23 protein-coding genes are annotated in these 22,659 nt (G+C 63.9%); 9 read left to right on the top strand and 14 right to left on the bottom strand.

Annotation, left to right across the window (positions count from 1 at the left end; translation table 11 throughout):
* Positions 1 to 36 precede the first annotated feature (36 nt).
* The 5 genes from KG722_RS14505 (at position 37) to KG722_RS14485 (ending at position 5,875) form a co-directional block, all read left to right on the top strand.
* Complete coding sequence (locus KG722_RS14505; RefSeq protein ID WP_213272740.1) at positions 37 to 1,335, top strand: penicillin-binding protein activator; 1,299 nt, start codon at positions 37 to 39, stop codon at positions 1,333 to 1,335.
* A 99-nt stretch (positions 1,336 to 1,434) separates the two neighbouring features.
* The gene (dnaJ, locus tag KG722_RS14500) at positions 1,435 to 2,589 is read left to right on the top strand and encodes a molecular chaperone DnaJ (RefSeq protein ID WP_213272738.1); all 1,155 of its coding nucleotides are present in this window, start codon (positions 1,435 to 1,437) and stop codon (positions 2,587 to 2,589) included.
* 157 nt (positions 2,590 to 2,746) lie between these two features.
* Entirely contained in the window at positions 2,747 to 3,997 is a 1,251-nt protein-coding gene (locus KG722_RS14495) for an acetyl-CoA C-acetyltransferase (RefSeq protein WP_213272736.1), read from the top strand.
* Between the two features lie 144 nt (positions 3,998 to 4,141).
* Positions 4,142 to 5,185, top strand: coding sequence for a methyltransferase (locus KG722_RS14490; RefSeq protein WP_213272734.1), 1,044 nt, complete (start codon positions 4,142 to 4,144; stop codon positions 5,183 to 5,185).
* A gap of 18 nt (positions 5,186 to 5,203) precedes the next feature.
* Positions 5,204 to 5,875, top strand: a complete 672-nt coding sequence (locus KG722_RS14485) for a 16S rRNA pseudouridine(516) synthase (RefSeq protein ID WP_213272732.1) — start codon at positions 5,204 to 5,206, stop codon at positions 5,873 to 5,875.
* A gap of 4 nt (positions 5,876 to 5,879) precedes the next feature.
* On the opposite strand, the gene KG722_RS14480 is transcribed toward KG722_RS14485, so the two are convergent.
* The gene (locus KG722_RS14480; RefSeq protein ID WP_213272730.1) at positions 5,880 to 6,311 is read right to left on the bottom strand and encodes a PaaI family thioesterase; all 432 of its coding nucleotides are present in this window, start codon (positions 6,309 to 6,311) and stop codon (positions 5,880 to 5,882) included.
* Positions 6,312 to 6,392: 81 nt separating this feature from the next.
* Here KG722_RS14480 and KG722_RS14475 point away from each other — a divergent pair, with 81 nt between their 5' ends.
* Positions 6,393 to 8,219 carry an ABC-F family ATP-binding cassette domain-containing protein gene (locus tag KG722_RS14475; RefSeq protein WP_213272728.1) on the top strand — a complete coding sequence of 609 codons (1,827 nt, stop codon included), beginning with the start codon at positions 6,393 to 6,395 and terminating at the stop codon, positions 8,217 to 8,219.
* Positions 8,220 to 8,300: 81 nt separating this feature from the next.
* Positions 8,301 to 8,834 (top strand): PAN domain-containing protein, encoded by a 534-nt coding sequence (locus KG722_RS14470; protein WP_213272726.1) that lies wholly within the window; start codon positions 8,301 to 8,303, stop codon positions 8,832 to 8,834.
* On the opposite strand, the gene KG722_RS14465 is transcribed toward KG722_RS14470, so the two are convergent.
* The 6 genes from KG722_RS14465 to KG722_RS14440 form a co-directional block, all read right to left on the bottom strand.
* Positions 8,803 to 10,404, bottom strand: coding sequence for a peptide chain release factor 3 (locus KG722_RS14465; RefSeq protein WP_213272725.1), 1,602 nt, complete (start codon positions 10,402 to 10,404; stop codon positions 8,803 to 8,805). The genes KG722_RS14470 and KG722_RS14465 overlap by 32 nt on opposite strands.
* 103 nt (positions 10,405 to 10,507) lie before the next feature.
* On the bottom strand, positions 10,508 to 10,876 hold the full coding sequence (locus tag KG722_RS14460; RefSeq protein WP_213272724.1) for a hypothetical protein: 369 nt from the start codon (positions 10,874 to 10,876) through the stop codon (positions 10,508 to 10,510).
* 79 nt (positions 10,877 to 10,955) lie between these two features.
* A complete protein-coding gene (locus KG722_RS14455) occupies positions 10,956 to 11,360 on the bottom strand; it encodes a hypothetical protein (protein WP_213272722.1) in 405 nt (134 codons plus the stop codon).
* A 96-nt stretch (positions 11,361 to 11,456) separates the two neighbouring features.
* A complete protein-coding gene (locus KG722_RS14450) occupies positions 11,457 to 11,807 on the bottom strand; it encodes a DUF1491 family protein (protein WP_300998533.1) in 351 nt (116 codons plus the stop codon).
* A gap of 37 nt (positions 11,808 to 11,844) precedes the next feature.
* Positions 11,845 to 12,153 carry a hypothetical protein gene (locus KG722_RS14445; protein WP_213272720.1) on the bottom strand — a complete coding sequence of 103 codons (309 nt, stop codon included), beginning with the start codon at positions 12,151 to 12,153 and terminating at the stop codon, positions 11,845 to 11,847.
* A gap of 228 nt (positions 12,154 to 12,381) precedes the next feature.
* Entirely contained in the window at positions 12,382 to 13,971 is a 1,590-nt protein-coding gene (locus tag KG722_RS14440) for a HAMP domain-containing sensor histidine kinase (RefSeq protein ID WP_213272718.1), read from the bottom strand.
* A gap of 160 nt (positions 13,972 to 14,131) precedes the next feature.
* Between KG722_RS14440 and KG722_RS14435 the strand changes: the two genes are divergently transcribed.
* Positions 14,132 to 15,106: a hypothetical protein gene (locus tag KG722_RS14435; RefSeq protein WP_213272716.1), complete on the top strand. Its 975-nt coding sequence runs from the start codon at positions 14,132 to 14,134 to the stop codon at positions 15,104 to 15,106.
* A gap of 86 nt (positions 15,107 to 15,192) precedes the next feature.
* Positions 15,193 to 15,612, top strand: coding sequence for a SufE family protein (locus KG722_RS14430; RefSeq protein WP_213272714.1), 420 nt, complete (start codon positions 15,193 to 15,195; stop codon positions 15,610 to 15,612).
* A 59-nt stretch (positions 15,613 to 15,671) separates the two neighbouring features.
* On the opposite strand, the gene KG722_RS14425 is transcribed toward KG722_RS14430, so the two are convergent.
* The 7 genes from KG722_RS14425 to KG722_RS14395 form a co-directional block, all read right to left on the bottom strand.
* Positions 15,672 to 16,172 carry a PAS domain-containing protein gene (locus KG722_RS14425; protein ID WP_213272712.1) on the bottom strand — a complete coding sequence of 167 codons (501 nt, stop codon included), beginning with the start codon at positions 16,170 to 16,172 and terminating at the stop codon, positions 15,672 to 15,674.
* A gap of 147 nt (positions 16,173 to 16,319) precedes the next feature.
* A complete protein-coding gene (locus KG722_RS14420; protein ID WP_213272710.1) occupies positions 16,320 to 16,733 on the bottom strand; it encodes a MucR family transcriptional regulator in 414 nt (137 codons plus the stop codon).
* A gap of 168 nt (positions 16,734 to 16,901) precedes the next feature.
* Entirely contained in the window at positions 16,902 to 18,677 is a 1,776-nt protein-coding gene (locus KG722_RS14415; RefSeq protein ID WP_213272708.1) for a Na(+)/H(+) antiporter subunit D, read from the bottom strand.
* Positions 18,677 to 19,120, bottom strand: a complete 444-nt coding sequence (locus KG722_RS14410; RefSeq protein WP_213272706.1) for a hypothetical protein — start codon at positions 19,118 to 19,120, stop codon at positions 18,677 to 18,679. Before KG722_RS14410 ends, KG722_RS14415 begins: the two co-directional genes overlap by 1 nt.
* Positions 19,117 to 20,625 carry a proton-conducting transporter membrane subunit gene (locus KG722_RS14405; RefSeq protein ID WP_213272704.1) on the bottom strand — a complete coding sequence of 503 codons (1,509 nt, stop codon included), beginning with the start codon at positions 20,623 to 20,625 and terminating at the stop codon, positions 19,117 to 19,119. The genes KG722_RS14410 and KG722_RS14405 overlap by 4 nt, the downstream gene beginning before the upstream one ends.
* Positions 20,622 to 22,160 (bottom strand): monovalent cation/H+ antiporter subunit D family protein, encoded by a 1,539-nt coding sequence (locus tag KG722_RS14400; RefSeq protein WP_300998532.1) that lies wholly within the window; start codon positions 22,158 to 22,160, stop codon positions 20,622 to 20,624. The genes KG722_RS14405 and KG722_RS14400 overlap by 4 nt, the downstream gene beginning before the upstream one ends.
* Positions 22,157 to 22,657: a cation:proton antiporter subunit C gene (locus KG722_RS14395; protein WP_213272702.1), complete on the bottom strand. Its 501-nt coding sequence runs from the start codon at positions 22,655 to 22,657 to the stop codon at positions 22,157 to 22,159. The genes KG722_RS14400 and KG722_RS14395 overlap by 4 nt, the downstream gene beginning before the upstream one ends.
* Positions 22,658 to 22,659: the final 2 nt, after the last annotated feature.

Below are 22,659 nucleotides of genomic sequence, written 5' to 3'. Positions count from 1 at the left end.
CGGCTGGAATCGAACTGGCGTCGGAAGGATCGGAAGATGACATTGTTGCCACCCTTACTCAGGAAACTGCAGGCGCCAAGCCTTGTGCTGGCGTCGCTGCTGCTGGCGACAGCCTGCGCCTCGGCGCCGGCGCGCCCGCCGGTCTCCATCGGGACGGGCCAGCCGAGGGTCGATCCGGTGACAGGAGAGCCCCTGCGCGCCTCGCCCGGAGACGTGATCACGGAAGGCGAACTGGAGCCTTTTGCCCGGGATGACGGGGGCCTGACGCCGGAATTCATGCGCGGCAAGGATGTGAAGCGCGCGGCTGTGCTGCTGCCCTTTACCCATCCGAGCGCCAATGTGCGCGCCGAAGCCGAGAGCATGCTGGCCGGGATCGAGCTGGCGCTGTTTGAACTGGCGGGCACCGATTTCCTGATGATGCCAATGGATACGGCCGGACGCGCCTCGACGGCGGAAGCGCGCGCCGACGAAGCCATAAAGGAAGGGGCCGACATTATTCTGGGCCCGCTCTTCTCGGCCAATGTGAACGGGGTGAAACAGGCCGGAAACCGCAAGTCAGTCCCTGTGGTGGCCTTCTCCAACGACCCCAATGCAGCCGGTGGCGGCGCCTATCTCGCCTCGATCATGCCGGAGGAAGAGGTTGTCCGCGTGATGGGCTATGCCGCCAGCCGCGGGACCCGGACCTTTGTCTATCTCGGCCCCGACAGCACCTATGGCCGGCAGGTGGAAGCGGCGATGCGGGCCGAAGCGGCCAGGAATGGCTGGCGCATGGCGTCGAGCGCGTTCTATCCGGCTGATAGCGGCGCGGGCGACCAGGCCCGGCAGATCGCCAGCGTTGTGAAGGCGGAATATTCTGTCTCCGACCAGCGGATCGGCGTGATGATCCCCGAGCGGGGCACCAGGCTGCTCTCGGTGGCGCCGCTGCTTCCTTACAATGGCGTTGATCTCAAACGCGTTCGTCTGCTGGGCACGAGCTTTTGGGATGACAGCTCCATCTGGCGCGAACCGACGCTGGAGGGGGGCCTGTTTGCGACCCCCGATCCGGACAATATGGCGACTTTCAGGGAGACCTACCGCCGGATCTATGGCCGCGCGCCCACCGACCTGGCAGCCGCCGCCTATGACGCGGCCGCGATGGCGGTGAACCTCTCGGCGACCGGGGCGATCCAGCATTCCGGCGTGACCGATCCCAACGGCTTCATGGGGGTTAACGGCCTCTTCCGGTATCGCCTCGACGGGACGGCCCAGCGCGGGCTTGCGGTCAAGCAGATCGGCGGGTCGGGGGCCTCCGTGGTGGAGAAAGGTATTACCCAATTCCCGCCCGGCGGTAGCTAACTGGCCTGATCTGTACCTGACTCCGGCCCTTGCGGGGGGCCGGAGGGCGCCCCAAATGTCCCGCACAGGGCGGAAATTGAGTTCAGGCAGCATCCTATCATGAGCAAGCGCGACTATTATGAAGTGCTCGGGGTCGAGCGCGGCGTTGACGAAAAGGCTCTGAAATCGGCCTATCGCAAACTCGCCATGAAATATCACCCTGACCAGAATGCCGGGGATGTCTCCGCCGAAGAGAAGTTCAAGGAAGTGGGCGAAGCTTACGCCGTCCTCTCCGATCCGCAGAAACGCGCCGCCTATGACCGTTATGGCCATGGCGCCTTCGAGAATGGCGGCGCCGGTGGCAGCCCGTTTGGCGCGGGCGGCAATCCGGAAGACATTTTCCAGGACCTGTTCAGCCAGGTATTCGGCGCGGGCGGCTTTGCCGGAGGCCGCCGGCGCAGCGGACCGCAGCGCGGGGCTGACCTGCGCTATGACCTCGAAATCACTCTGGAAGAAGCCTTCTACGGCAAGGATGAGACCATCCATGTGCCCCAGGCCGTGGCCTGCCGCCCCTGCGAAGGCAGCGGCGCGGCGCCGGGCACGAAGCCGGAAACCTGCGAGACCTGCGGCGGGCATGGCCGCGTGCGCGCCCAGCAGGGCTTCTTCACCATGGAGCGCACCTGCCATATCTGTCAGGGCCGCGGCCAGATCATCCGCAAACCGTGCAAGACCTGCGGCGGGCATGGCCAGGTCAAGGAAGAACGCAAGCTGCAGGTGAAGATCCCAGCCGGGGTCGAGAGCGGGATGCGTATCCGGCTGTCTGGCGAGGGCGAACCGGGCAGCGCGGGCGGGCCGAAGGGCGACCTCTATATCTTCGTCGAAGTGGTCGAGCATGACATCTTCGAACGTGACGGGCCCAACCTCTATTGCCGCGCGCCAGTGCCGATGGCGACGGCGGCACTGGGCGGGGAAATCGAAATCCCGACCATTGATGGGGGCCGCGCGCGCGTGGCGATCCCTGAAGGCGCCCAGACCGGCCGCAAGCTGCGCCTGCGCAGCAAGGGCATGCCGAGCGTGCGCGCGAACGGGCAGACCGGCGACCTCTATGTCGAGATGTTCGTGGAAACCCCGCAGAACCTCACCCCCCGGCAGAAGGAACTGCTGCGCCAGTTCTGTGACTGCTCCGGCGCCGACTGCCACCCGGAAAGCGAAGGCTTCCTGGGCAAGATCAAGCGTTTCTGGGGCGGCGAAGGCGACGAGAAACGCCCGGTCTGAAACCGGGGCCGTCTGGCCCGCGCTCCTTTTGTTTCCCCTGCGCCAAGACGCCCCGCACTGCCCCGGCGTCACGGCTTCCCATGGTCCTTACGCGCGCGTAAGCCTGAGGCCAGACGCCATTTGAGCGCGCCTATCCATAAAGACAGGGAGTACCATCATGGCTGAAGCCTATATCATCGACGCTGTCCGCACCCCGCGCGGCATCGGCAAAGTCGGCAAGGGCGCCCTTGCCCACATGCACCCGCAGCACCTGGCCGCCACCGTTCTGAGCGCGCTGGCCGAGCGCAACAAGCTCGACACGGCGACTGTCGACGACATCATCTGGGGTACCTCCAGCCAGCGCGGCGCGCAGGGCGCCGACATGGGCCGCATGGCCGCCCTCGACGCCGGCTTTGACATCAAGGCTTCGGGCGTGACGCTCGACCGTTTCTGCGGCTCGGGCATCACGACGGTTTCGCTCGCGGCTGCGCAGATCATGTCCGGCATGGAAGACTGCGTGATTGCCGGCGGCTGCGAGATGATGAGCTACACCGCCTCGACCGCCGACCCGAAGAACCCGCCGACGATGGATGCCGGCAATCTGCGCCTGCGCGAGAAGCATCCGCAATCGCAGCAGGGCGTTTGCGCCGACGCCATCGCCACGCTGGAAGGCATCGACCGTGAAGCCGTTGACCGTCTGGCTGTGACCAGCCAGGAACGCGCTGCCCGCGCCATCGCCGAAGGCCGCTTCAACAAGTCGGTCGTTCCGGTTTACAACGTGGACGGAACATTGGCCCTCGACAAGGAAGAGTTCCCGCGTCCCGGCACGACGATGGAAAGCCTTGCCGGCCTGAAGACCGTGTTCGGCATGTACATGGACATTCCGGTTGACGATCAGGGCAACACCTATGGCAACATGGTGACGCGCAAATATCCCCAGCTCGAAGGCAAGGTGAACCATGTTCACCACGCCGGCAACTCGTCGGGCGTGGTGGACGGCGCAGCTGCCATCCTCGTCACCTCGGAAGCCTACATGAAGAAGCATGGCCTCAAACCCCGCGCCCGGATTGTTGCGACGGCGAACATGGGCGACTGCCCGACGCTGATGCTCAACGCGCCGGTCGCGGCTGCGAAGAAAGTGCTCGAAAAGGCTGGCCTGAAAACCACCGATATCGACGTCTATGAAATCAATGAGGCTTTCTCGGTGGTTGCCGAGAAATTCATCCGTGATCTCGATCTCGACCGTGAGAAGGTGAACATCAATGGCGGCGCGATGGCGCTCGGCCACCCGATCGGCGCAACCGGTTCGATCCTGATCGGCACCGCTCTGGACGAGCTTGAGCGTTCGGGCGGCCGGTATGGCCTCGTTACCATGTGCGCCGCTGGCGGCATGGCGCCTGCGATCATCATCGAGCGCGTTGAGGCCTGATTTTCCCGCAAGGGACAGGAAGACAAAGACCCCGCCGGTTCGCGCCGGCGGGGTTTTTTCCTGGCGCGGGCAGATGTCGTTTGCGCCTCACCTTCCGCGCAAGGTGGCTTTCCTCAGCGCGCGCAGGCGGCTATCGGTGCCGCGATGATGGATACGATTGTTTTTGATACCCTGCTTCTGGCGCTCGAAACGGGCGCCGTTCCTGTGCCGGAGGAGGGCCCGATCCTGGTGCTGAACGCCGAACCGGGCGCCTGGCTCGGGCAACTGCCCAGGGACCGCCTGGTCTGCCGCACCAGCCAGAAGCCTGCTTATGACGCGCTGAAAGCGGCCGGATTTACCGTTCTGGAGCCTGGTTCAGTGGATGTGCCCGAGGCGATGCTGACGATTGTGGTGCCGCCACGCCAGCGCGATTATGCCCGCGCGCTCTATGCCCGCGCCCTGATGGCGGCGCCGGAGGGGGGCTATCTGCTTGCCAGCCTGCCCAATACGCTGGGCGGGAAGACCGCCGAGAAGACGCTGGCCGAGATTGCCGGGGATGCGGGCAGCCTGTCGAAACACAAATGCCGCGCCTTCTGGACGGTCAAGCATGCAAGCCTCGTCAATGAAGACCTTGTGCAGGCGTGGATCGAGGCCGACCTGCCGCGCGAGATCGAACCTGGTCTCTGGAGCCGGCCGGGGCTGTTCAGCTGGGACCGGATAGATCCGGGCAGCGAGCTTCTGGCCGACAGCGTGCCGGAATATACCAAGGGCATCGGCATCGACATTGGCGCGGGCACGGGATTCCTGAGCCGCGAGATTCTCAGCCATTGCGCCAATGTGGAGCGGATGGACCTCTATGAGGCGGACTACCGCGCCCTCTTCTGCCAGGAGCAGACGATGGCGCCGTTTGGTGAGCGGTGCACGATCAAATGGGCCGATGCGCTCAAAGACCTGCCCCGGGCGACATATGACTTTGCCCTGATGAACCCGCCTTTCCATACAGGGCGGGCGGATAATTCCGCCCTGGGCAAGGCGTTCATCCGCGCCGCCTCCCTGACGCTGAAACCCTCCGGCACGCTGTGGCTGGTGGCCAACCGGCATCTTCCGTATGAAGCCGAACTCTCAGCCTGCTTCCGCAGCCATGAAATGCTCGAAGACGAGGACGGCTACAAGATCATCAGGGCCGAAAAGCCCAAGCGCCAGAAATGATCAGGGCATGACCCGGCGATGACGCAGACCCGCAAGCTTGCAAAATATCTTGCCAGCCTTGGTTATGGCTCGCGCAAGGAAATGGAAGTGGCCATCCGGCGCGGTGTTGTGACCGGCTGGGGCGAGGACGTGCGGTTTGAGGGCGAGCCGCTGGACCCGGCACCGGGCATGGTGATCATCATGCACAAGCCGGCGGGCTTTACCTGCTCGCATCAGGACCAGGGCAAGCTCGTCTATGACCTGCTGCCGCCGCGCTTTCTCAAGCGCGACCCGAAGGTTTCCTCGGTCGGGCGGCTTGACGCAGAGACGACCGGTCTTCTTCTGTTTACAGATGATGGCGCCCTGCTCCACAAGCTGATCTCGCCCAAATCGAACATTCCCAAAACCTATGAAGCCACGCTGGCGCGGCCGCTGGAGGGGTTTGAGCGGGCGTTTTTCGCGTCCGGCTCCCTGATCCTGCGCGGGGAGGACAAGCCCTGCCTGCCGGCAGACCTGGACGTGACGGGCGCGCGCGCCGCGCGGCTCACGCTGAGCGAGGGGCGGTATCATCAGGTGCGCCGGATGTTTGCCGCTGCGGGCAATCATGTCGAAGCGCTTCACCGGAGCCGGTTCGGGCCGCTGGAGCTGGGCGATCTGGCAGAGGGCGCCTGGCGCCTGCTGACGCCGGAAGAGCGCGCCGCGCTCGGCTGAGCCTCTAACCGGCCTGCAGGACCTTGAAGGTGGCGCCGGCGCGGGCTACCGGCACGCCGTCTGCCCGCAGGAGGCAATCGGCAAAGCAGATCGACCCGCCGGTCTTGACGAAGTGCGTGTCCGTGGCGAGCCACTGGCCGATCCTTGCCGGGCCGAGATAGTCGGTGCCCAGCGTGATCGTGACGAGGCCGCCTGGCGCGCCGCGGCCTTCTTCCTGAAGGGCCGCCATGCAGGAAAGGCCCATGGCATTGTCTGCCAGGGAGGCAATCAGCCCGCCATGAACGAGGCCGCGCGAATTGCAGTGGGCTTGCGACAGCACAAGGCCGATGGAGACCTCCCGTGCCTGTGTCCTGGAGAAGAGCGGTTCCCATGGGTCTGTGAAGGGCGATTTGCGGAAATGCGGGCTGTAGCCTTCGGGGATAGCGGGTTCTGTCATGGAACCCACTGTGAAGGCGAGGTCCCGGCTTGTCCAGTCATCCCCTAGCGCGCGCGGGCATCAGCGGCTATCTCCCCGGCCATGGCCCAGCCCCCTCTGATTACCCTGACCGATGTGCGCCTTTCCTTTGGCAATACGCCCCTGTTCGAGGGCGTGACGCTGTCCCTTTCCAAGGGCGAACGCGCCGCTTTGGTCGGGCGCAATGGCGCGGGCAAATCCACACTGATGAAGATCATCTCGCAGGCGGCCGAGCCAGATTCCGGCGCGGTGTGGCGCCAGCCGGGGGTAACCTTTGCAAATGTGGCGCAGGAGCCTGATCTGGCCGGGTTTGCCACGGTGCTGGATTACGCGACCGACGGGCTGGAAGCGGCGTACATGGCCGAGGCCGAGCTGATGGAGTTCGGCATCGATCCGGCCGCCGACCCCAGGACGCTCTCGGGTGGGCAGATGCGCCGCGCCGCCCTCGCCAGAGCGTTTGCGCAGGAGCCGACGATCCTTTTGCTGGACGAGCCGACCAACCATCTCGACGTGCCGATGATCGAGTTCCTGGAGGAGCGCCTGAAGGCGTTCAACGGGGTTGTTCTGGTGGTAAGCCACGACCGGCGCTTCCTGGAGAACATCTCCACCAACACCCTCTGGCTGCGTCAGGGCAAGGTGCTGAAAAGCCCGGAAGGCTATGTGAAGTTTGATCAGTGGGCCGAGCAGATTGAGGAAGAGGATGAACGTCAGCTCAAACGCATGACGACCCATCTCAAGGACGAGCAGCACTGGCTGGCGCGGGGCGTGACGGCGCGGCGCAAGCGCAATCAGGGGCGCCTTGCCCGGCTGCGGCAGCTGAAGGCAGAGCATGCGCAGGTGCGCAGCGCGCTCAATGACCGCAAATCCCTGGCGACGATCACGGCGGATGCGGGCGGTTCGCTGAGCAAGAAGGTCATCGAGGCAAGGGGCCTTGCCAAGACCTATCAGACCCCGGAGGGGAATGACCTCATCATCGCTACCGATCTTTCGCTGCGTATCCTGCGGGGAGACCGGATCGGCATTATCGGGCCCAATGGCGCAGGCAAGACGACGCTGGTGCGACTGCTGCTGGGAGAGATCGACCCTGATGCCGGGACGGTCCAGCATTCCAGGACGCTGCAGGTGACCTATCAGGACCAGACGCGGGCGACACTCGACCCGAAGGAGACGATCTGGGAGGCGCTCGCCCCGGAGGGCGGGGATTCCATCATGGTTCAGGGGCATCAGCGCCATGTGGCGGCCTATGCCAGGGACTTCCTCTTCAAGCCCGAGCAGCTGCGCCAGCCTGTCGGCGCGCTGTCGGGCGGGGAGCGCAACCGGCTCGCCCTCGCCATCGGCCTGGCGCGCACGTCTAACCTTCTGGTGATGGACGAACCGACCAACGATCTCGACATGCAGACGCTCGACCTCCTGGAGGACATGCTGCTCAACTATGAGGGCACGCTGATCCTTGTGAGCCATGACCGCGCTTTCCTCGATGCGACCGTGACGAGCTGTCTCTCGCCCATTGGCGGGGGCGAATGGATCCAGACCGCTGGCGGGTGGAGCGACGCGCAGGAGCAGCTCAAAGACGTGCGCCGGAAGGACGCCCCGAGCGCCCCGGCGGCGAAGGCGGCGCCTGCCCCGGCGACGGCGCCTAAACCCAGGGCAGCGTCGAAACTCTCCTTCAAGGATGAACACCGGCAGAAGGAAATCGACGGGCTGATACCGAAGCTTCAGGCAGAGATCGCCAGGCTCGAAGCCGAGCTTGCCGATGCGCAGCTCTATGGGCGCGATCCGGCGGCGTTCAACAGGAAATCTGCCCGCATCGGCGCAGCGCGGGATGAGCTGGAGGCGGTCGAGCTGGAATGGCTGGAGATCGAGGAAAAGCGGGCCGGCCTCGGCAGCTGAAGCGGCCTCGTTCAAGGCAAACGCTTCGTTAACGCGGCCGGGCTACCCTGCCTTTCGGATATATGCCGGGAGCCTGAACCGATGCGCTTTGCCATTCTGATCGCCGCCGCCTGCCTTGGCTTTGCTGCCAGCGCCCTTGCTGACGGCAAGGAGGGCAAAACGATGTCGGTGCCTCCGATCTCGCCGCTGGAAGCGACCGGGACCGAGGCGATGTATGAGGAGACCGCCCTGCCCGCCGGACATGAACGCGATGTCTACCGGTTTGGCGCGACCTATAATGTGGTCGAGAGCTCGTCTGCGCTTGCCTGTGAAGCGGCCTGTGATGATGAGATGAGCTGCAGGTCCTGGTCCTTTGTTGACACCTATGGTGCCTCCCCTGCCCGCTGCGAACTCAAGCGTGGCCAGGGCAAGAAGGAAGAAAACCGTCTCGCCACGTCCGGGATTGCCAACAGACTCAGGACCGCGGCGCTGGGCGAAATGCCTCAGCCGGCCGTAGCGCCGGCAAGCGATCCCGGCCAGCTGGACGGGGGACTTGCGCAGGCAGACACGTCCGAGGCGGCGGTGGAAACCGCAGATGCCGGCGTTACGCCAGCGCCCGCTCCTTCGTCGCCGTAAACCGGATGCCCGGGTTTTTCTCCTGGGCGTAGCCGACATCCCATGCATTCTTCGCCAGGTATACCGGCGCGCCGTCCAGGTCGGTGCCGGAGACTGACTTGTTGCGCTCGAGGAACTCTTCGAGTTTCTTAGGATCATCCGACGCCATCCAGCGGGCGACGTTATAGGGCGCAGGCTCGAACATGACTTCCAGATTGTACTCGGCCGTCATCCGCTCGATCATCACCTCAAACTGAAGCTGTCCGACCGCGCCGACGATCATGTCCGAGCCGATGGCGGGCAGGAACAGCTGGGTCACGCCTTCTTCAGCGAGGCTTTCCAGCGCCTTGCGGAGGTGTTTGGCCTTCATCGGATCCTTGACGCGGGCGCGGCGGAGAAGCTCTGGCGCAAAGTTCGGGATCCCGCCGAACTGGATGTCGCCATTTTCGGAGAGCGAGTCGCCCACGCGCAGCTGGCCGTGGTTTGGCACACCGATCACATCGCCCGCATAGGCGGTTTCGGCGATCTCGCGGTCCTGGGCCATGAACATCAGCGGATTGTGGATGTTGAGCTGTTTGCCGCTCGTTGTCTTCAGGCGCATGCCGCGCCGGAACTCCCCCGAGCACAGGCGCAGGAAAGCCACGCGGTCGCGGTGGTTGGGATCCATGTTTGCCTGGATCTTGAAGACAAATCCGCTGACGGAGGGATCATCGCGCGAGATCATTATCTCGGCGCCTTTCTTGACGGCCTTCTGGGCGCGGGGCGCCGGGGCATAGGAATGGAGCGTCTGCAGGAGTTCTGCCACGCCGAAGTAACGCAGGGCCGACCCGAACACGACGGGCGTCATGTTACCCGCGCGGAAGGCTTCAGGATCAAATTCCGGCAGCAGGCTGCGCGCCATTTCGATGCCTTCCACCATTTCGGCGAAGACGTAAGGGTCGAGATTGGCCTTGAGGCTTCCGGTGTCCCCGGAAATCTCCGTGGCCGGACCGATGCGGGCAGGCTCGCCGGGGCGGCGCTCGAACTGCAGGAACTGGTTGCGGGCAAGGTCGAGCATGCCGGCAAAGCGCTGGCCGCTGGCGGCGGGCCAGTAGAGCGGCGCGGTGTCGAGCTGCAGCTTGTCCTGGACTTCATCGAGAAGTGCGATGGGCTCAAGCGCTTCGCGGTCCATCTTGTTGATGAAGGTGATGATGGGGATGTCCCGCATACGGCAGACTTCAAACAGCTTCAGCGTCTGGGGCTCGATGCCTTTGGCGGCGTCGAGCACCATGACGGCGCAGTCCGCGGCGGTCAGCGTACGGTAGGTGTCTTCAGAGAAGTCTTCGTGGCCCGGCGTGTCGAGCAGGTTGAACATGTAGCCGTCGAAATCGAACGTCATGACCGAAGCGGAAACCGAGATCCCCCGGTCGCGCTCGATCTTCATCCAGTCAGACCGCGTGCGGCGGGCTTCGCCGCGCGCGGCAACTTCCCCGGCAGCCCGGATGGCGCCGCCCGCGAGGAGGATGTTCTCCGTCAGCGTGGTCTTGCCCGCGTCGGGGTGCGAGATAATGGCAAAGGTGCGCCGCCGGGCGGCTTCAGTTACGTGCGACATGGGGATAGCCGGTCTTGTCTGGTTTTGGTCTAGCTGGCCGACGCCCTAGCCGATTTAGGCATGGGATAGAAGGGGCAGCCTGCCTTGCCGGGGCCAGTCCCGCCTAGGCCGCGCGCGTCCAGAAGGTGAAGGTGTCGCTGCCGCGGCCTTCGGCGATGCGGGCACGCACGGCGTCGAGGATGGCTTCCGGCAGGATGGTGAGGCGGGCTTCAGCCACCCGGCCGTCATGGACGGGGAAGAGCGCCGCATTGGCGCCGGTCTTGGCGATGATCAGCGCGGCCAGATCGTCAACCATCGTCTGGTCGGGTACCTGTCCGCGATCATGCAGCGCCTGGAGGCGGCCTCGGACGAGGTCCATCGCTTCCCGGGGCCGCAGCGCCTGAACATTTCCCCCGAACACGGATTCCCGGATGAGGAGGCGCATTTCGGGCGCCTCTATCTCGGTCACGATGTCATTGAGAAGGAACAGCATCGCCGCCCGAGGCCCCCTATTTTCCCGGCAAGCCACAAACTGATGGCATACGGTAAACAGGGGGTTTATGCGGCCGCTGTCAGCGGTTGAGCCGGAGGCCCAGCGCCTCGATCAGGACGCCGGTGCGCGCATTGGCGGCGCAGGCGCCTTCATGAGCCTCGATTGCGGTCATCAGCTCGGCCTCGGCGGCGTCCCATTCAGGCTGGCGGTCGGTCCAGGCAAGCTCGGCCTTGCGGATGTCGGCCTTGTAGCTGTCGAGTTCTGCCTGCCGCTCGGGCGTGTTGCCTGTCGCGTCGATTTCACGCCGCAGTTCACCGCGGCGGGCTTCGGCCTCCTCAAACCGGGTCTGGACCGCCATGCGCTCGTTATTGGCGGCTTTGACGGCAAGGCCGGCCTTGTTCACATCGGCCACATAGGACTCGCAGGCAAAAGCGGCCGGGGTCAGCGTCAGCGCGGCGAGGGCGCAGGCAATGATCAGTTTCATGGAATCTCCTCCTGTCAGATGCAGGAGGATGCCCTGCGCATTGCGAGATAGCCAGATTACAGACACATCAGTCTTGCGGCGGAAAAAGGGCCTGGTTCAGGCCGGATCGCCCTCGACCTCTTCGGTCAGGAAATGGCGCCCCTGACGGTCCTCGATCTCGATGATCCAGAGGTCGCTGTCACGGGCTTTTGCGCGGCGGACATAATCGTCCACGGCGCGTTCGTCCGGGCCGATGCCCTGGACGGCGAGGTTGAGGAAGATGCGCTCGCCCTCCAGGTTCATGGAGGGGGTATAGGCGGCGGCTGTGCCATCGAGGCGGGCGACCTTGATGAGGACGTCACCGCGCTCATCATCGCCGTGCTGGAGAACAAACGCGCTGGCGCCGGCAAGGCTTGCCCGGCGGATCAGCGCGTCAGTCCAGAGTCTGGCAGGCAGGCGTTCCATCATGGGCCGAGACGTCCCCTTCTCACGCCTGCCCGTCAAGTCACTCGCCGCCGAAGGCGCAGGTCATGCCGACACTCATCATGGCGCCCATGATCTTTGCCTGTTCTTCCGCCGGCAGGGCTTCGATGGCCGCGCCGCCTTCTTGCTCGCCCTGCTCCATTGCCTTTGCGACCGTGTTGAAGGTCTTGGCATCGAGGTTCTTCTCAAGACCGTCGGCGATGCAGGTGCACATGGCCTGTTCTTCGCCCGCGTCCGTGCAGGCTTTCACCATGGATGCCTTGGCCCCGCCGGTGCCGCCACATGCCGCGAGCGCCAGCGCCAGGGCGCCGGTCACAATTGCCATTCTCATTTCGGGATACCCCTTTGGACGATGATAATTGTCCGAGCGTTACACGCTTCGCAGGGCGAGGCCACCGGTTTCTTGGGTGGCCCCGGATGGCAGACGAAAGGCCCCATGCGTCCGCCAGGCGCCCCCGACGTCAGGCCCGGTCCTCTGCGCAGTGCAGGCACGCTGGCGACAGCAGGTGGCGGACATAACTTAAACTTTGACGGCGGATGGGGAGACTGTCTGGCGCGCCTATTCGGCCGCTTCGTCGAGCGGCATCAGGTCCGCCTCGCTGGCGCGCGGCAGGATCACCTCGGCGCGGGTTCCCCGTCCGGGTTTCGAGCTCAACCGGAGCTCGCCGCCATGCAACTCGGCGAAGCGCCGGACAACTGACAGGCCAAGGCCTGTGCCCGGCTTGGCGCCCGCTGCCTGCGCGAAAGGCTCGGTGAGGCGGGAAAGGTCGGCTGCCGGAATGCCCGCGCCCCGGTCCTGGACGCTGAGAATGGCAGCGCCCCCTTCGATCCGGGTTTCGAGGGTGACGGTCTTGCCGCTCCCGGAATACTTGATCGCGTTGGAGACAAGGTTCTGCCAGATCTGGCGCACGGCGCGCGCGTCCGCCTCCGCCCACGCCTCGTCCTGGGATTTCAGCTTGAGCGTGACCCCGGCCCGGTCGGCATGGCCTTTGAGCTGGCGCATTACCGATTCGGCGGATGCAGACAGGTCGACGGGTTCCGGATCAAGCCGGGGCTGACCGGCTTCGGAGCGGGCCAGATCCAGGATGTCATCGACAAGGAGGAGCAGATCGGTGCCGCTCTCGTGAATGATGGAGGGATAGTCTGCATAGACTTCCGGCATCGGGCCCATGAGCTCTGCCTGCATGATCTCCGCATAGCCGAGGATGGCATGCAGGGGGGTGCGCAGGTCATGCCCGAGAGAGGCGAAGAAAGCTGTGCGCTTCTGCAGCTCGGCTTCGTAGGCCGCGCGGGCGTCTTTTGCAGGATCGGCGAGGCTGTCGGGCGGGGAGAAGAGGACGATTGCGGTTCCGGCCGCGCCCGTCTCGGCAATCAACAGAACGCGTTGGCCCGAAACCAGCGTGGCTTCGCCGCTTACGCGGCAATCGGGCAGGCCGAGGCCCTCCGGGGCGCCGTCCTCGGCGAAGAGAGCTGCCAGCGCTGCGCCGGGACGCATCCCGGTCAGGCCACAGGCGTCACCGGCCACTGCGCGGACCCGGCCTTCCGGTGTGACATCGATCAGGGTCACGCCGCGCCCGGGCATTTGCGGGACCGGCAGGCGGGCAGATGACGCGGTCAGGGGCAGACCGGAGCTTTCCCCGGCTTGTGGCGGCCCGGTCGTTTCAGCCATACCCGAGCGCACCAGCATCCAGACCATCAGCGCAGAGACGACGAGCCCGGAAAAAGCAAAGGGCGCGGCCATCGCGGCTGCCCAGTCAGGCGCCTGTGGCAGCCAGCCTGCCCCGCCCGCGACCAGGACAAGGAACAGGGCAAAGGCGGCAAACACGCCTGCCTCCGCTGCCATGCGGCGGGCGCCCGCCAGCAATCCGGCAAGCGGGGCAGCGATCAGCAAGACCGTAAGGGGGGACATGCCGCCGCCGCTGAGCACGAGGCCCGCGAGCGCGATACCTGTCCAGGAGATGACGAGCAGACCGCGCCAGAGCGTGTCGCCTGCCGGAAGCGCGATTCCGGCCAGGGCAGGAAGGCTCGCGGCAAGCGCCAGCGCGAGCGCCGGCCACATGGGCGCGCCTGCGATCAGGCCCGCAAGGCCGCTGCCGGCGCACAAGGCGAGCCAGGCAACATGGACAAACTGTAATCGCTTCTGCGACATACGGGGGTCCAAGCGTTAACACCCCAGAGAGATTTATTAGGCATTTTCTGCCAGAACGATCACCTGCTGTATTTGTAATGCGGCAAACAGACAAGGTGAGGTTCCCCCGTCAGGGAAGTTCAGGCATCACTATCGCGTGTCGCGTGAGGGAGAGAATAACATGGCTGCAATGCGCGTGTTCGCTGCGGTTCTGGCAGTTTCGGGACTGACAGGCATTTCGACAGCTCAAGGCAAGGACCCGGTTTCTGAAAAAGCCGCCGTCTACATGACCTACCAGTCCGATGCCGATGAAGTGGGCGGCAAGCCGTTCAAATCGACGACCGATATCGACGATGCCCTTGCCACGCTCGGCTCCTACAACGCCGACCAGCTGACGCGCGGCTGGATCTCCTACTCCGCTCTTGTTGCCTCGCAGGACCCCGACTTCCGCGCCAATGTGCGCGACATCGAAGCCTACTATGGCCGCGACCGCGTGGTTGGCAGCTTTGCCAGCGGTGGGGGCTATGCCCGCTCGCTGAAGGGCGGAGACGACGCTGTAGGCACGGCGATCGCGGTGACCGATGCAGACCTTGCGCGGCTTTATTCCAACGCCGCCATGGTCAAGGAACAGGGCTACTCGCTGCAGGGCTATGGCTGGGCGAAGTCACGTATCCGCAATGGCGGCCAGCGCGCCGAGACCGTGAAAGTCCTGCAGGGCAAGGGCCAGGCAGCCGACAATCTCATTCTCGCGGCCCTGGTGGCGCCCAATGGCGCAACCCCGCTGTCGGAAACAAACGCGGCCGGCGTGACGACCGCTGTCGTCGCCGCCTCTGACGTTGCGACGGCTGTGCGCCTGCCGAGCTTCCTGACCGGCGGCTTCACGGGCGGAAAGCAGAAAGTGAAATACGGCAAGGAGCCTGTGGCTAACCAGATCGCCTCTGTTGCCGCCCTGCGCATTCTTGGCGCTGATGCGGTCGACGAAGCCAGGCTGAGCCGCGTGATGCTGGAGCCCAGCGTCCAGAGCTGCATGAAGATGCAGAACCTGCAGCTGCAGGGCTGCGTTGCCGGTGTGGGCCAGGAATACGAGGTTCCCCACTGCATCAGCCAGCATGCGCTGGCAGAGATCGCAGACTGTCTCGGCGCCGTTTACAAATAAGCCTCGCGCCCCATTTCGAAGTCCAGACCCCGGCGTGACACCACGCCGGGGTTTATTTTTTGGCGCAACGGGCCCAGATGACGGCCATGAGCATAAAAAGAGCTGCCGACGAAATCCGCGAAGAGTTCTCCTGGCTGGAGGACTGGGAAGCCCGGTATGCCCACATCATCGACCTTGGGAAAAACAATCCTCCGCTGAACGGCGATGAGCGGACGGAAGATACGCGGGTGCGGGGCTGCGCGTCTCAGGTCTGGATGGTCACCGATGTGACCGGCGAGCAACTTGGCCTGCGCGCTGAATCCGATGCCATCATCGTGTCCGGTCTGATCGCGCTCCTGATCAGGCTTTACGCCGGAGCGGAGCTGAAAGAAGCGGCCGAGTTCGATGCAGAAAGCCTGCTCGATGAGATTGGCGTCAAGGGCGCCCTGACGGCGCAGCGCTCCAATGGGCTGGCCTCGATGCTGGCCCGTATCCGGAAGGATGCGTCCGCTGCGCTGGCGCCCTGACAGGCATCATCGCCACGACTTTCCTGTAGTGGCCGGCATATGGCCCGCAAAAGCCGGGATCAGGCAGCGTAGCGCGGCCTGGGATGCCCGATAAGGCCCCCATCCTGGGGGAGTGGCCGGAGCATGCGGCGGCTCGGCAGCAGCTCGTCGTGACACAGGACCTGGTTAAGCTGCCCGTCCTCGCCTGCCAGCGGAAGCCTCAGCCAGGCATGGATGCGGCCGCCAATCTCGATGACGCCGCCAACCGGCTCGCCCCGCTCCAGCGCCGCAGAGAGGCCGAGGACATAGCATTCGCCATGGGCGCCGGCGATCTCGGCCACGCGCATGCCGCGAACCTCCATCCCGAAGATCTCGCGCAGCCGCGACCCCGCGATCCGGAAGCGGCTTTCACCGCTTTCATCCACTTCCACGATGGAAATGCAGGCCAGCGCGCTGCGCAGAGCGCCGGGGTCGATGCTGTCTCTGGAGACGCGGCCCTCGCCGTCACGGCGTGACTGCCAGTGCCCGATCAGCACCTCATGGGCATCGGTGACGCCTGAAAAAACATTCTGTTGACGCATAACTCGCCACCCCCGCGGTGATTCGTAAGAATCACCTATCGCGCGAGTGGACTCCGGGATCAAGAGTCAACGCAGCAATTTGTTAACACAGATTATCGAAATATTTCGTTTCGACTGCGCAACGAAGCGGTTTTTCTTTGATTATTCTTAGCGGCTCTGCCGGCCGAGGCCCATTTTCTTTGCGAGCTTTGAGCGCTGTGCTGAATAACCCGGCGCGACCATCGGATAGTCTGCCGGCAGACCCCACTTCTGCCGATACGCGTCCGGAGACAGGTCATACTTCGACCTGAGGTGGCGCTTGAGGGATTTGAACTTCAGCCCGTCTTCCAGGCAGATCAGGTAGTCAGGATGGATGGATTTCTTGACGGAAACGGCAGGTTTGAGCCTTTCGGGCTCGGCAACAGGGTCTCCCAGCTCCACCAGAGAGCGGTGAACATTGCGAATCAGCTCAGGCAGTTCGGACGTCGCGACCGTGTTGTTGCGTACATAGGCGGCCACGATTTCTGCAGCATATGCTACGAAATCGCCCGATTTGACCGATGCGCCATCTTCTTCCGACATTAGCTGCACCCCAACGATTACTTGCCAAGCGTATGCCAGCAAAGACAAACATCAAATACAGAAATTCAGACACTGACGAACGGCGCGACTTCGCACGAGGTTTATTCGGGCTGTCTGCTGCCTTTTTGAACTGCGCAGGCTGGCCGGACCAGCCGGCCAGCCATGGCATCAGCCCGACAGGAAGGACAAGAGCAGCACCGCCGCCAGGATCACCGCAGTCCACACTGTGGCCCCGCCGGAAAGACCGCCCCGCGCGATCTCGCCCCGCGGACTGAAGGCCGATTCAAGCCGTTTGTAGGCCCGTTCCGAGAAGCGCGCGAACAGGCTGGATGTCGCCGGTCCCATCTTGCCCCAGACCGTGCCCGACCATTGGACAAAGCCATAACCGGCCTTGCGGTAGAACCAGTCGGTATCGAGGATCGTACCGGGCTTTTCTGCCGGATAGAGCGCAAAACGCTTGAGCAGGATGAAGGCGAACGTCGCCAGCACAAGCAGCTGCATCTGGGTGAGGATGTGTTCCAGCGTGAAGGGCTGATAACTCGCCGCCTCTATGGGGTATGGCAGGAGGCTGTAGAGCCACTGATAGCCAAAGCCGGGAACGATGGCAGGCAGGCCGACTGCGATGCAGAGGAAGGCTGCCATGCCCATGGCAAGCAGCATGTTGAAGGGGGCTTCCTTCACGCGCTTGCCGCTGTCGTGTCCGAAGAAGGCAAAGTACGGGATCTTGATGCCCGAATGCTCGAGCACACCGGCCGAGGCAAAGAGCAGCATCAGCCAGACCACGACCATCCCGGCATCCGAGACGCCCTCATAGGCGACCGCGCTCATGGTGAGCGACTTGGCAACGAAGCCGGAGAAGAGCGGGAACGCCGAAATCGACAGGCCGCCGATAATGCAGAACAGCGTTGTCCAGGGCATCGAGCGGTAAAGCCCGCCAAGCTCGGAGGCCTTGGTGGTTCCGGTCCTGTAGAGGACCGCGCCCATGCTCATAAACAGCAGCGCCTTGTAGATGATGTGCACAAAGGCATGAGCGCTGGCGCCGTTGAGCGCGAGCGGATTGCCCACGCCCACCGCGCCTACTCCGATGGCGCAGATCATGAACCCGACCTGGTTATTGAGCGAGTAGGCCAGGACGCGGCGCAGATCGTTCTCGATCACGGCAAAGAAGACCGGGAAGATCGTCATGATCGCGCCGATCCAGATCAGCGCGTCAAAGCCCGGGAAGAGGCGCGCGAAGCCATAGACGGCGAGCTTCGTGGTGAAGGCCGAGAGGACCACGGCGCCGACAACCGATGACTTGGGATAAGAATCCTGAAGCCAGTTATGCATGAAGGGGAACGCCGCCTTGATGCCCAGGGCGATGAAAATGTAGATCGCGCCCGGATCACTGAAGCTCTGGAAGGCTTCCAGCGAGAGCGTGCCGTTATAGCGCCAGACATAGGAGAGGCCATCCAGAAGGATCACGCCCGACAGGATCTGGATCACCAGATAGCGCATGGACGCGAAGTAGGCTGCGCGCGTGCCCGCCTGCAGGATCAGGAAGACCGACGTAATCGCAGTCAGCTCCCAGAAGATGAACAGCGTCATCAGGTCGCCCGCAAACGATGCGGAGACCGCAGCCCCCGCATAGGCGAGCGCCATACCGTCCTGACGGGGATTGTTGGTGTGCAGCGCGTAGATCGCATTGAGCAGCGCGGCGATCAGGAAGGCGAGGCCGAAGATGAAGTTCAGGCTGTCGACCCGGTAGAAGCTGAAAGTGATGTCCAGCGCTTCGGCGGTCAGCAGGTCAACTTCATGCGGCGCCATCACCAGCAGGGCGATGGCGGCGAGCGGCGCGCCGACGGTCAGCACCTGGCGGACCTGACGATAGGGAATGAACAGGGCGACGAGACCCACAAGGATCATCAGCCAGCCGGGATTGAGGGCTGCAAGCCAGGCCGGCATCATTCTTCTCCCTCAAAGGCTTTGGGCTCGCCGGCGTTCAGACGGTCAGCAATGGCAGGATCAATGTCGGCCGGAGGACCGCTGAGATCGCCGTAATAGTTCTCGTCCCGGCGCAGGAGGCGGCCGAGGGGCCAGCCCATCAGAACGACGAAGGAAAAGGCGGCAAAGCCCCACAGGCCGTAGAAGCCGACCGAATTGGCAATGGCGATCTTCTCATGGCGCACAATGACCAGATCGAGCAGGACAAGGACAATCGAAAGTCCCGCCATGCCCCAGAAGATGATCCCGCCAATGCCCTTGGCTTCGGTCCACCCGAACAGGATGCGGGACATCGGGTGAATGCCGTCATCCGGTGTCCGGCTCATGGCATTGACCTTTTCGGCCGCCGTTTTCACGAAGCGGCCCGAATTATCCCGGACCGGAGGGGTCGTGTCGTTGCTCATGGCAGCGCGGCCTCCTGGACTGTGGTTGTGGCCGCATCGAGCGCAGGCGACAGGAAGTCACCGATCGGACCGACCAGCAGGAAAAGGATCAGGCAGAGGAAGGCGGTAAATACCGGCGCGGCCACTGTCAGCGCCGGCGCCCCGCCCGGCCGTTTGAATTCCTTCACAGGTTCGTCCGGCCCAGGCGGCATCAGAGCCAGGATCGCAATGGGCAGCAGATAGGCGATATTCAGGACCGACGAGGCGATCAGGATGAACGGCACCCAGTCGGCGCCCCGGTCAACCGCGCCCTGCATCAGCTCATACTTCGGCCAGTCGCCCGCAAAGGGCGGGACGCCGATGATCGACAGCGAGGCCACGAAGAAGGCGACGAATATCCACGGCATCTTCCGGCCGAGGCCGCGCATGTCGGAGATGTTGGTCAGGCCGGTGGCCACATAGATTGCGCCTGCACACATAAACAGAGTGATCTTGGCCGCGGCATGGGCGGCGATCTGCAACGATCCCCCCATGAAGCCTGCCCTGTCGGCCAGCATGGCGCCGAGCGTCACATAGGCGAGCTGGGCGATCGTCGAATAGGCAAGGCGGGCTTTCAGATTGTCCTTGGTCAGCGCAATCAGCGAGGCCACGATGATGGTGATACAGGCCACATCCATCAGGAATTCGCGAGAGGGCGTGGCGTTCAGCAGGTCTGCGCCGAAGATGTACATCGACACCTTAAGCACCGTGAACACGCCCGCCTTCACAACCGCCACGGCATGCAGCAGCGCCGAGACCGGTGTCGGCGCCACCATGGCGTTGGGCAGCCAGAAATGGAACGGCATCAGCGCCGCCTTGCCGATGCCGAAAACAAACAGCAGCAGGATCGCGCTGGCGACCACGGGCGAAATCTCGACCGTGGCGAGCAGGCCGCCATCGATGAAGTCCAGCCGCTGACCCGCCACGACCCAGGTCCACATGATCGCTGTCAGGAAGAAGCCGATCGAAGTGCCAAGGAGGGTCAGGAGGTAGATCCGCGCGCCGCGCTGGGCGGCCGCGTCGCCCTTGTGGGCCACCAGCGGATAGGTCGAAAGGGTCAGGACTTCGTAGAAGATGAAGAGCGTGAAGAGGTTTCCGGCCATCGCAACGCCCATCGCGCCGCAGATGGCGATGGCAAAGCAGATATAGAAGCGTGTCTGGTTACGTTCGCGGTTCCCGCGCATGTAGCCGATGGAATAGAACGAGTTCACGATCCAGAGGCCGCTGGCGACCACCGCAAAGAGGGCGCCGAGGGGTTCCAGCTTGAACGCAATGGACAGGCCCGGCGCGGCTTCGCCGATGAAGAGTTCAGGGCGCGCGCCCGATGACACAAGCAGGGTCAGCTGGATAACGACCGCGAACAGCGCCATCGAGCCGATGATCGTTACCCCTTCCCGGATATTGGGGAACTTGCCCATGGCGGCGATGCCTGCCGCCATCAGCAGCGGCAGGAGAAGCGCGGCGGCGATGAGGGTTTCCGGGGTCATCGGAACGCCTCCAGTCCAAGGGCAGCCACGGCGCCGTCCTGGGCAAGGCCCAGCGGGAAGTCAGCGGCAATGCCGAAATAGATATTAGCGAGGGCCAGGATCCAGAGCGGCACAAGGATGAGCAAGGGCGCTTCCTTGTGGGTCTTGCGCGGATTGACGGGGGGCTGGAAGAATGCCGCCTGCAGGATACGGCCGACATAGAAGACAGCCAGGAAGCTGGAGAACACCACCAGCAGCACGGCCCACCACCAGCCTTCGGCAAACAGGGCGTAGCCCAGCTGGAGCTTGGACATGAAGCCCGCCGTAAGCGGCACACCGATGAGGGAGAGACCGGCAATTGCAAACGCGGTCATTGTCCAGGGGGCCGTGCGGCCCAGACCGGCAAAGTCGCGGATGGTTGTGCCCTGAGAGGTCAGCACGATACCGGCAATCGCCATGAACATCGCGCCCTTCATCAGGGCATGGTTGAAGAGGTGGAGCAGGCCGGCGGCGACGCCGGGCGCGGTCGCAAGAGAGATGCCCAGCAGCATGTAGCCAACCTGCGCGACCGACGAATAAGCCAGCGTGCGGCGCACATCCGTCTGGAACACAGCCTGGAAGCTGCAGATCAGCATCGCCGCTATGCCGAGCGGGGCCAGTATCCAGTGGAAACTGGCAAGTTCAAATGTGTAATCCGGCTGGAAGATGGTGAACAGGAACCGGATCAGGGCATAAAGCGCCACCTTGGTCGCCGTGGCCGAGAGGAACACTGTGACGAAGCTCGGGCTGTAGGAATAGGCGTTGGGCAGCCACTGGTGCAGCGGCCACATGGCGGCTTTCAGGCCAAGGCCGACAATGATGAAGGCAAAGCCCACCTGCACGGCCCGGCTGTCTGTCAGCGCCGGCAGGCGGTCAGCGATGTCGGCCATGTTGAGCGTGCCGGTGGCAGCATAGAGGAAGCCGATGCCCATAATGTAGAAGCTCGCGCCGAGCGTGCCCATGATGAGGTAGTTGAATGCCGCCGGCAGCGCGCGCCGGTCGCGCTTGGCGCCCATGGCCACCATCACATAGGTCGCCAGCGAACTGATCTCGAGGAAGACGAAAAGGTTGAAAGCGTCACCTGTCGAGGCAACCCCCAGCAGGCCAGCCAGGCAGAGCAGGAAGGCGGCGAAGAACATGCCGAGCTTGTTGTGATTACCGAGCTCGGACGAAATCGTCGGCCAGGAGAACACCGACGCGAGAAACCCGATGCCCGTTACGAGCAGCAGGATCATCGCGTTGAGCGCGTCTGTCCTGAACTCGATACCGATCGGCGGCGGCCAGCGCCCGATCTCGTAGGAGAGGATGCCTGTCGGGGAAGACTGGACCAGCCCCAGCGTTACGATGGCCAGATAGAAAGCCACCGCAGCGGTCGCCACGGTGATCAGCCAGGCCAGGCGTCCGTTCGGGAGAATGGCAACCAGCGGCGCAATCAGCATCGGGACTGCGACAAGCATCACCGGCGCGTGCGCGATCGCCCAGGCAGGCGCTGTGGTCAGCACGGTTTCGAGCGTCATGCCGAAGCCTCTTTGATCTCTTTTGCTTGTTCCAGTTCCTGAGCGAGGGCGGTTTCAATATCGATGTCGCGCACTTCGTCGGCCTCAATCGTGCCATAGGCTTCCCGGATGCGGACAATCAGGGCGAGGCCCAGAGAAAGCGTCGCCACACCCACGACAATGGCCGTCAGCATGAGGACATGCGGCAGCGGGTTGGAGTAGATGTGGTAAAGGTCTGCGAACCGCTCGCCGCCTGCCGCCAGCAGGGCGTCGGGACCCGAAGTGCCTTTAGGGATAGCCGCATCGTAGTAGGGCATGTCCTCCGGCAGAAGGATCGGGGCCGTGCCACCGTTCACTTTCGACAGCGATACATAGAACAGGCAGATCGTCGTCTGGAAAATCGAAAGGCCAACCAGCCGCTTGATCAGGTTTTCTGCAGAAAACGCGATGTAGAGGCCGATCATCATCAGCCCGATGATCGCCCAGTAACCCGCGCGCTCGAGAACGAATTCGACCATGG

The organism is Hyphomonas sp., from assembly GCF_018402285.1.
GTDB lineage: Bacteria > Pseudomonadota > Alphaproteobacteria > Caulobacterales > Hyphomonadaceae > Hyphomonas.
This window is presented reverse-complemented; position numbering and strand designations above follow the sequence as displayed.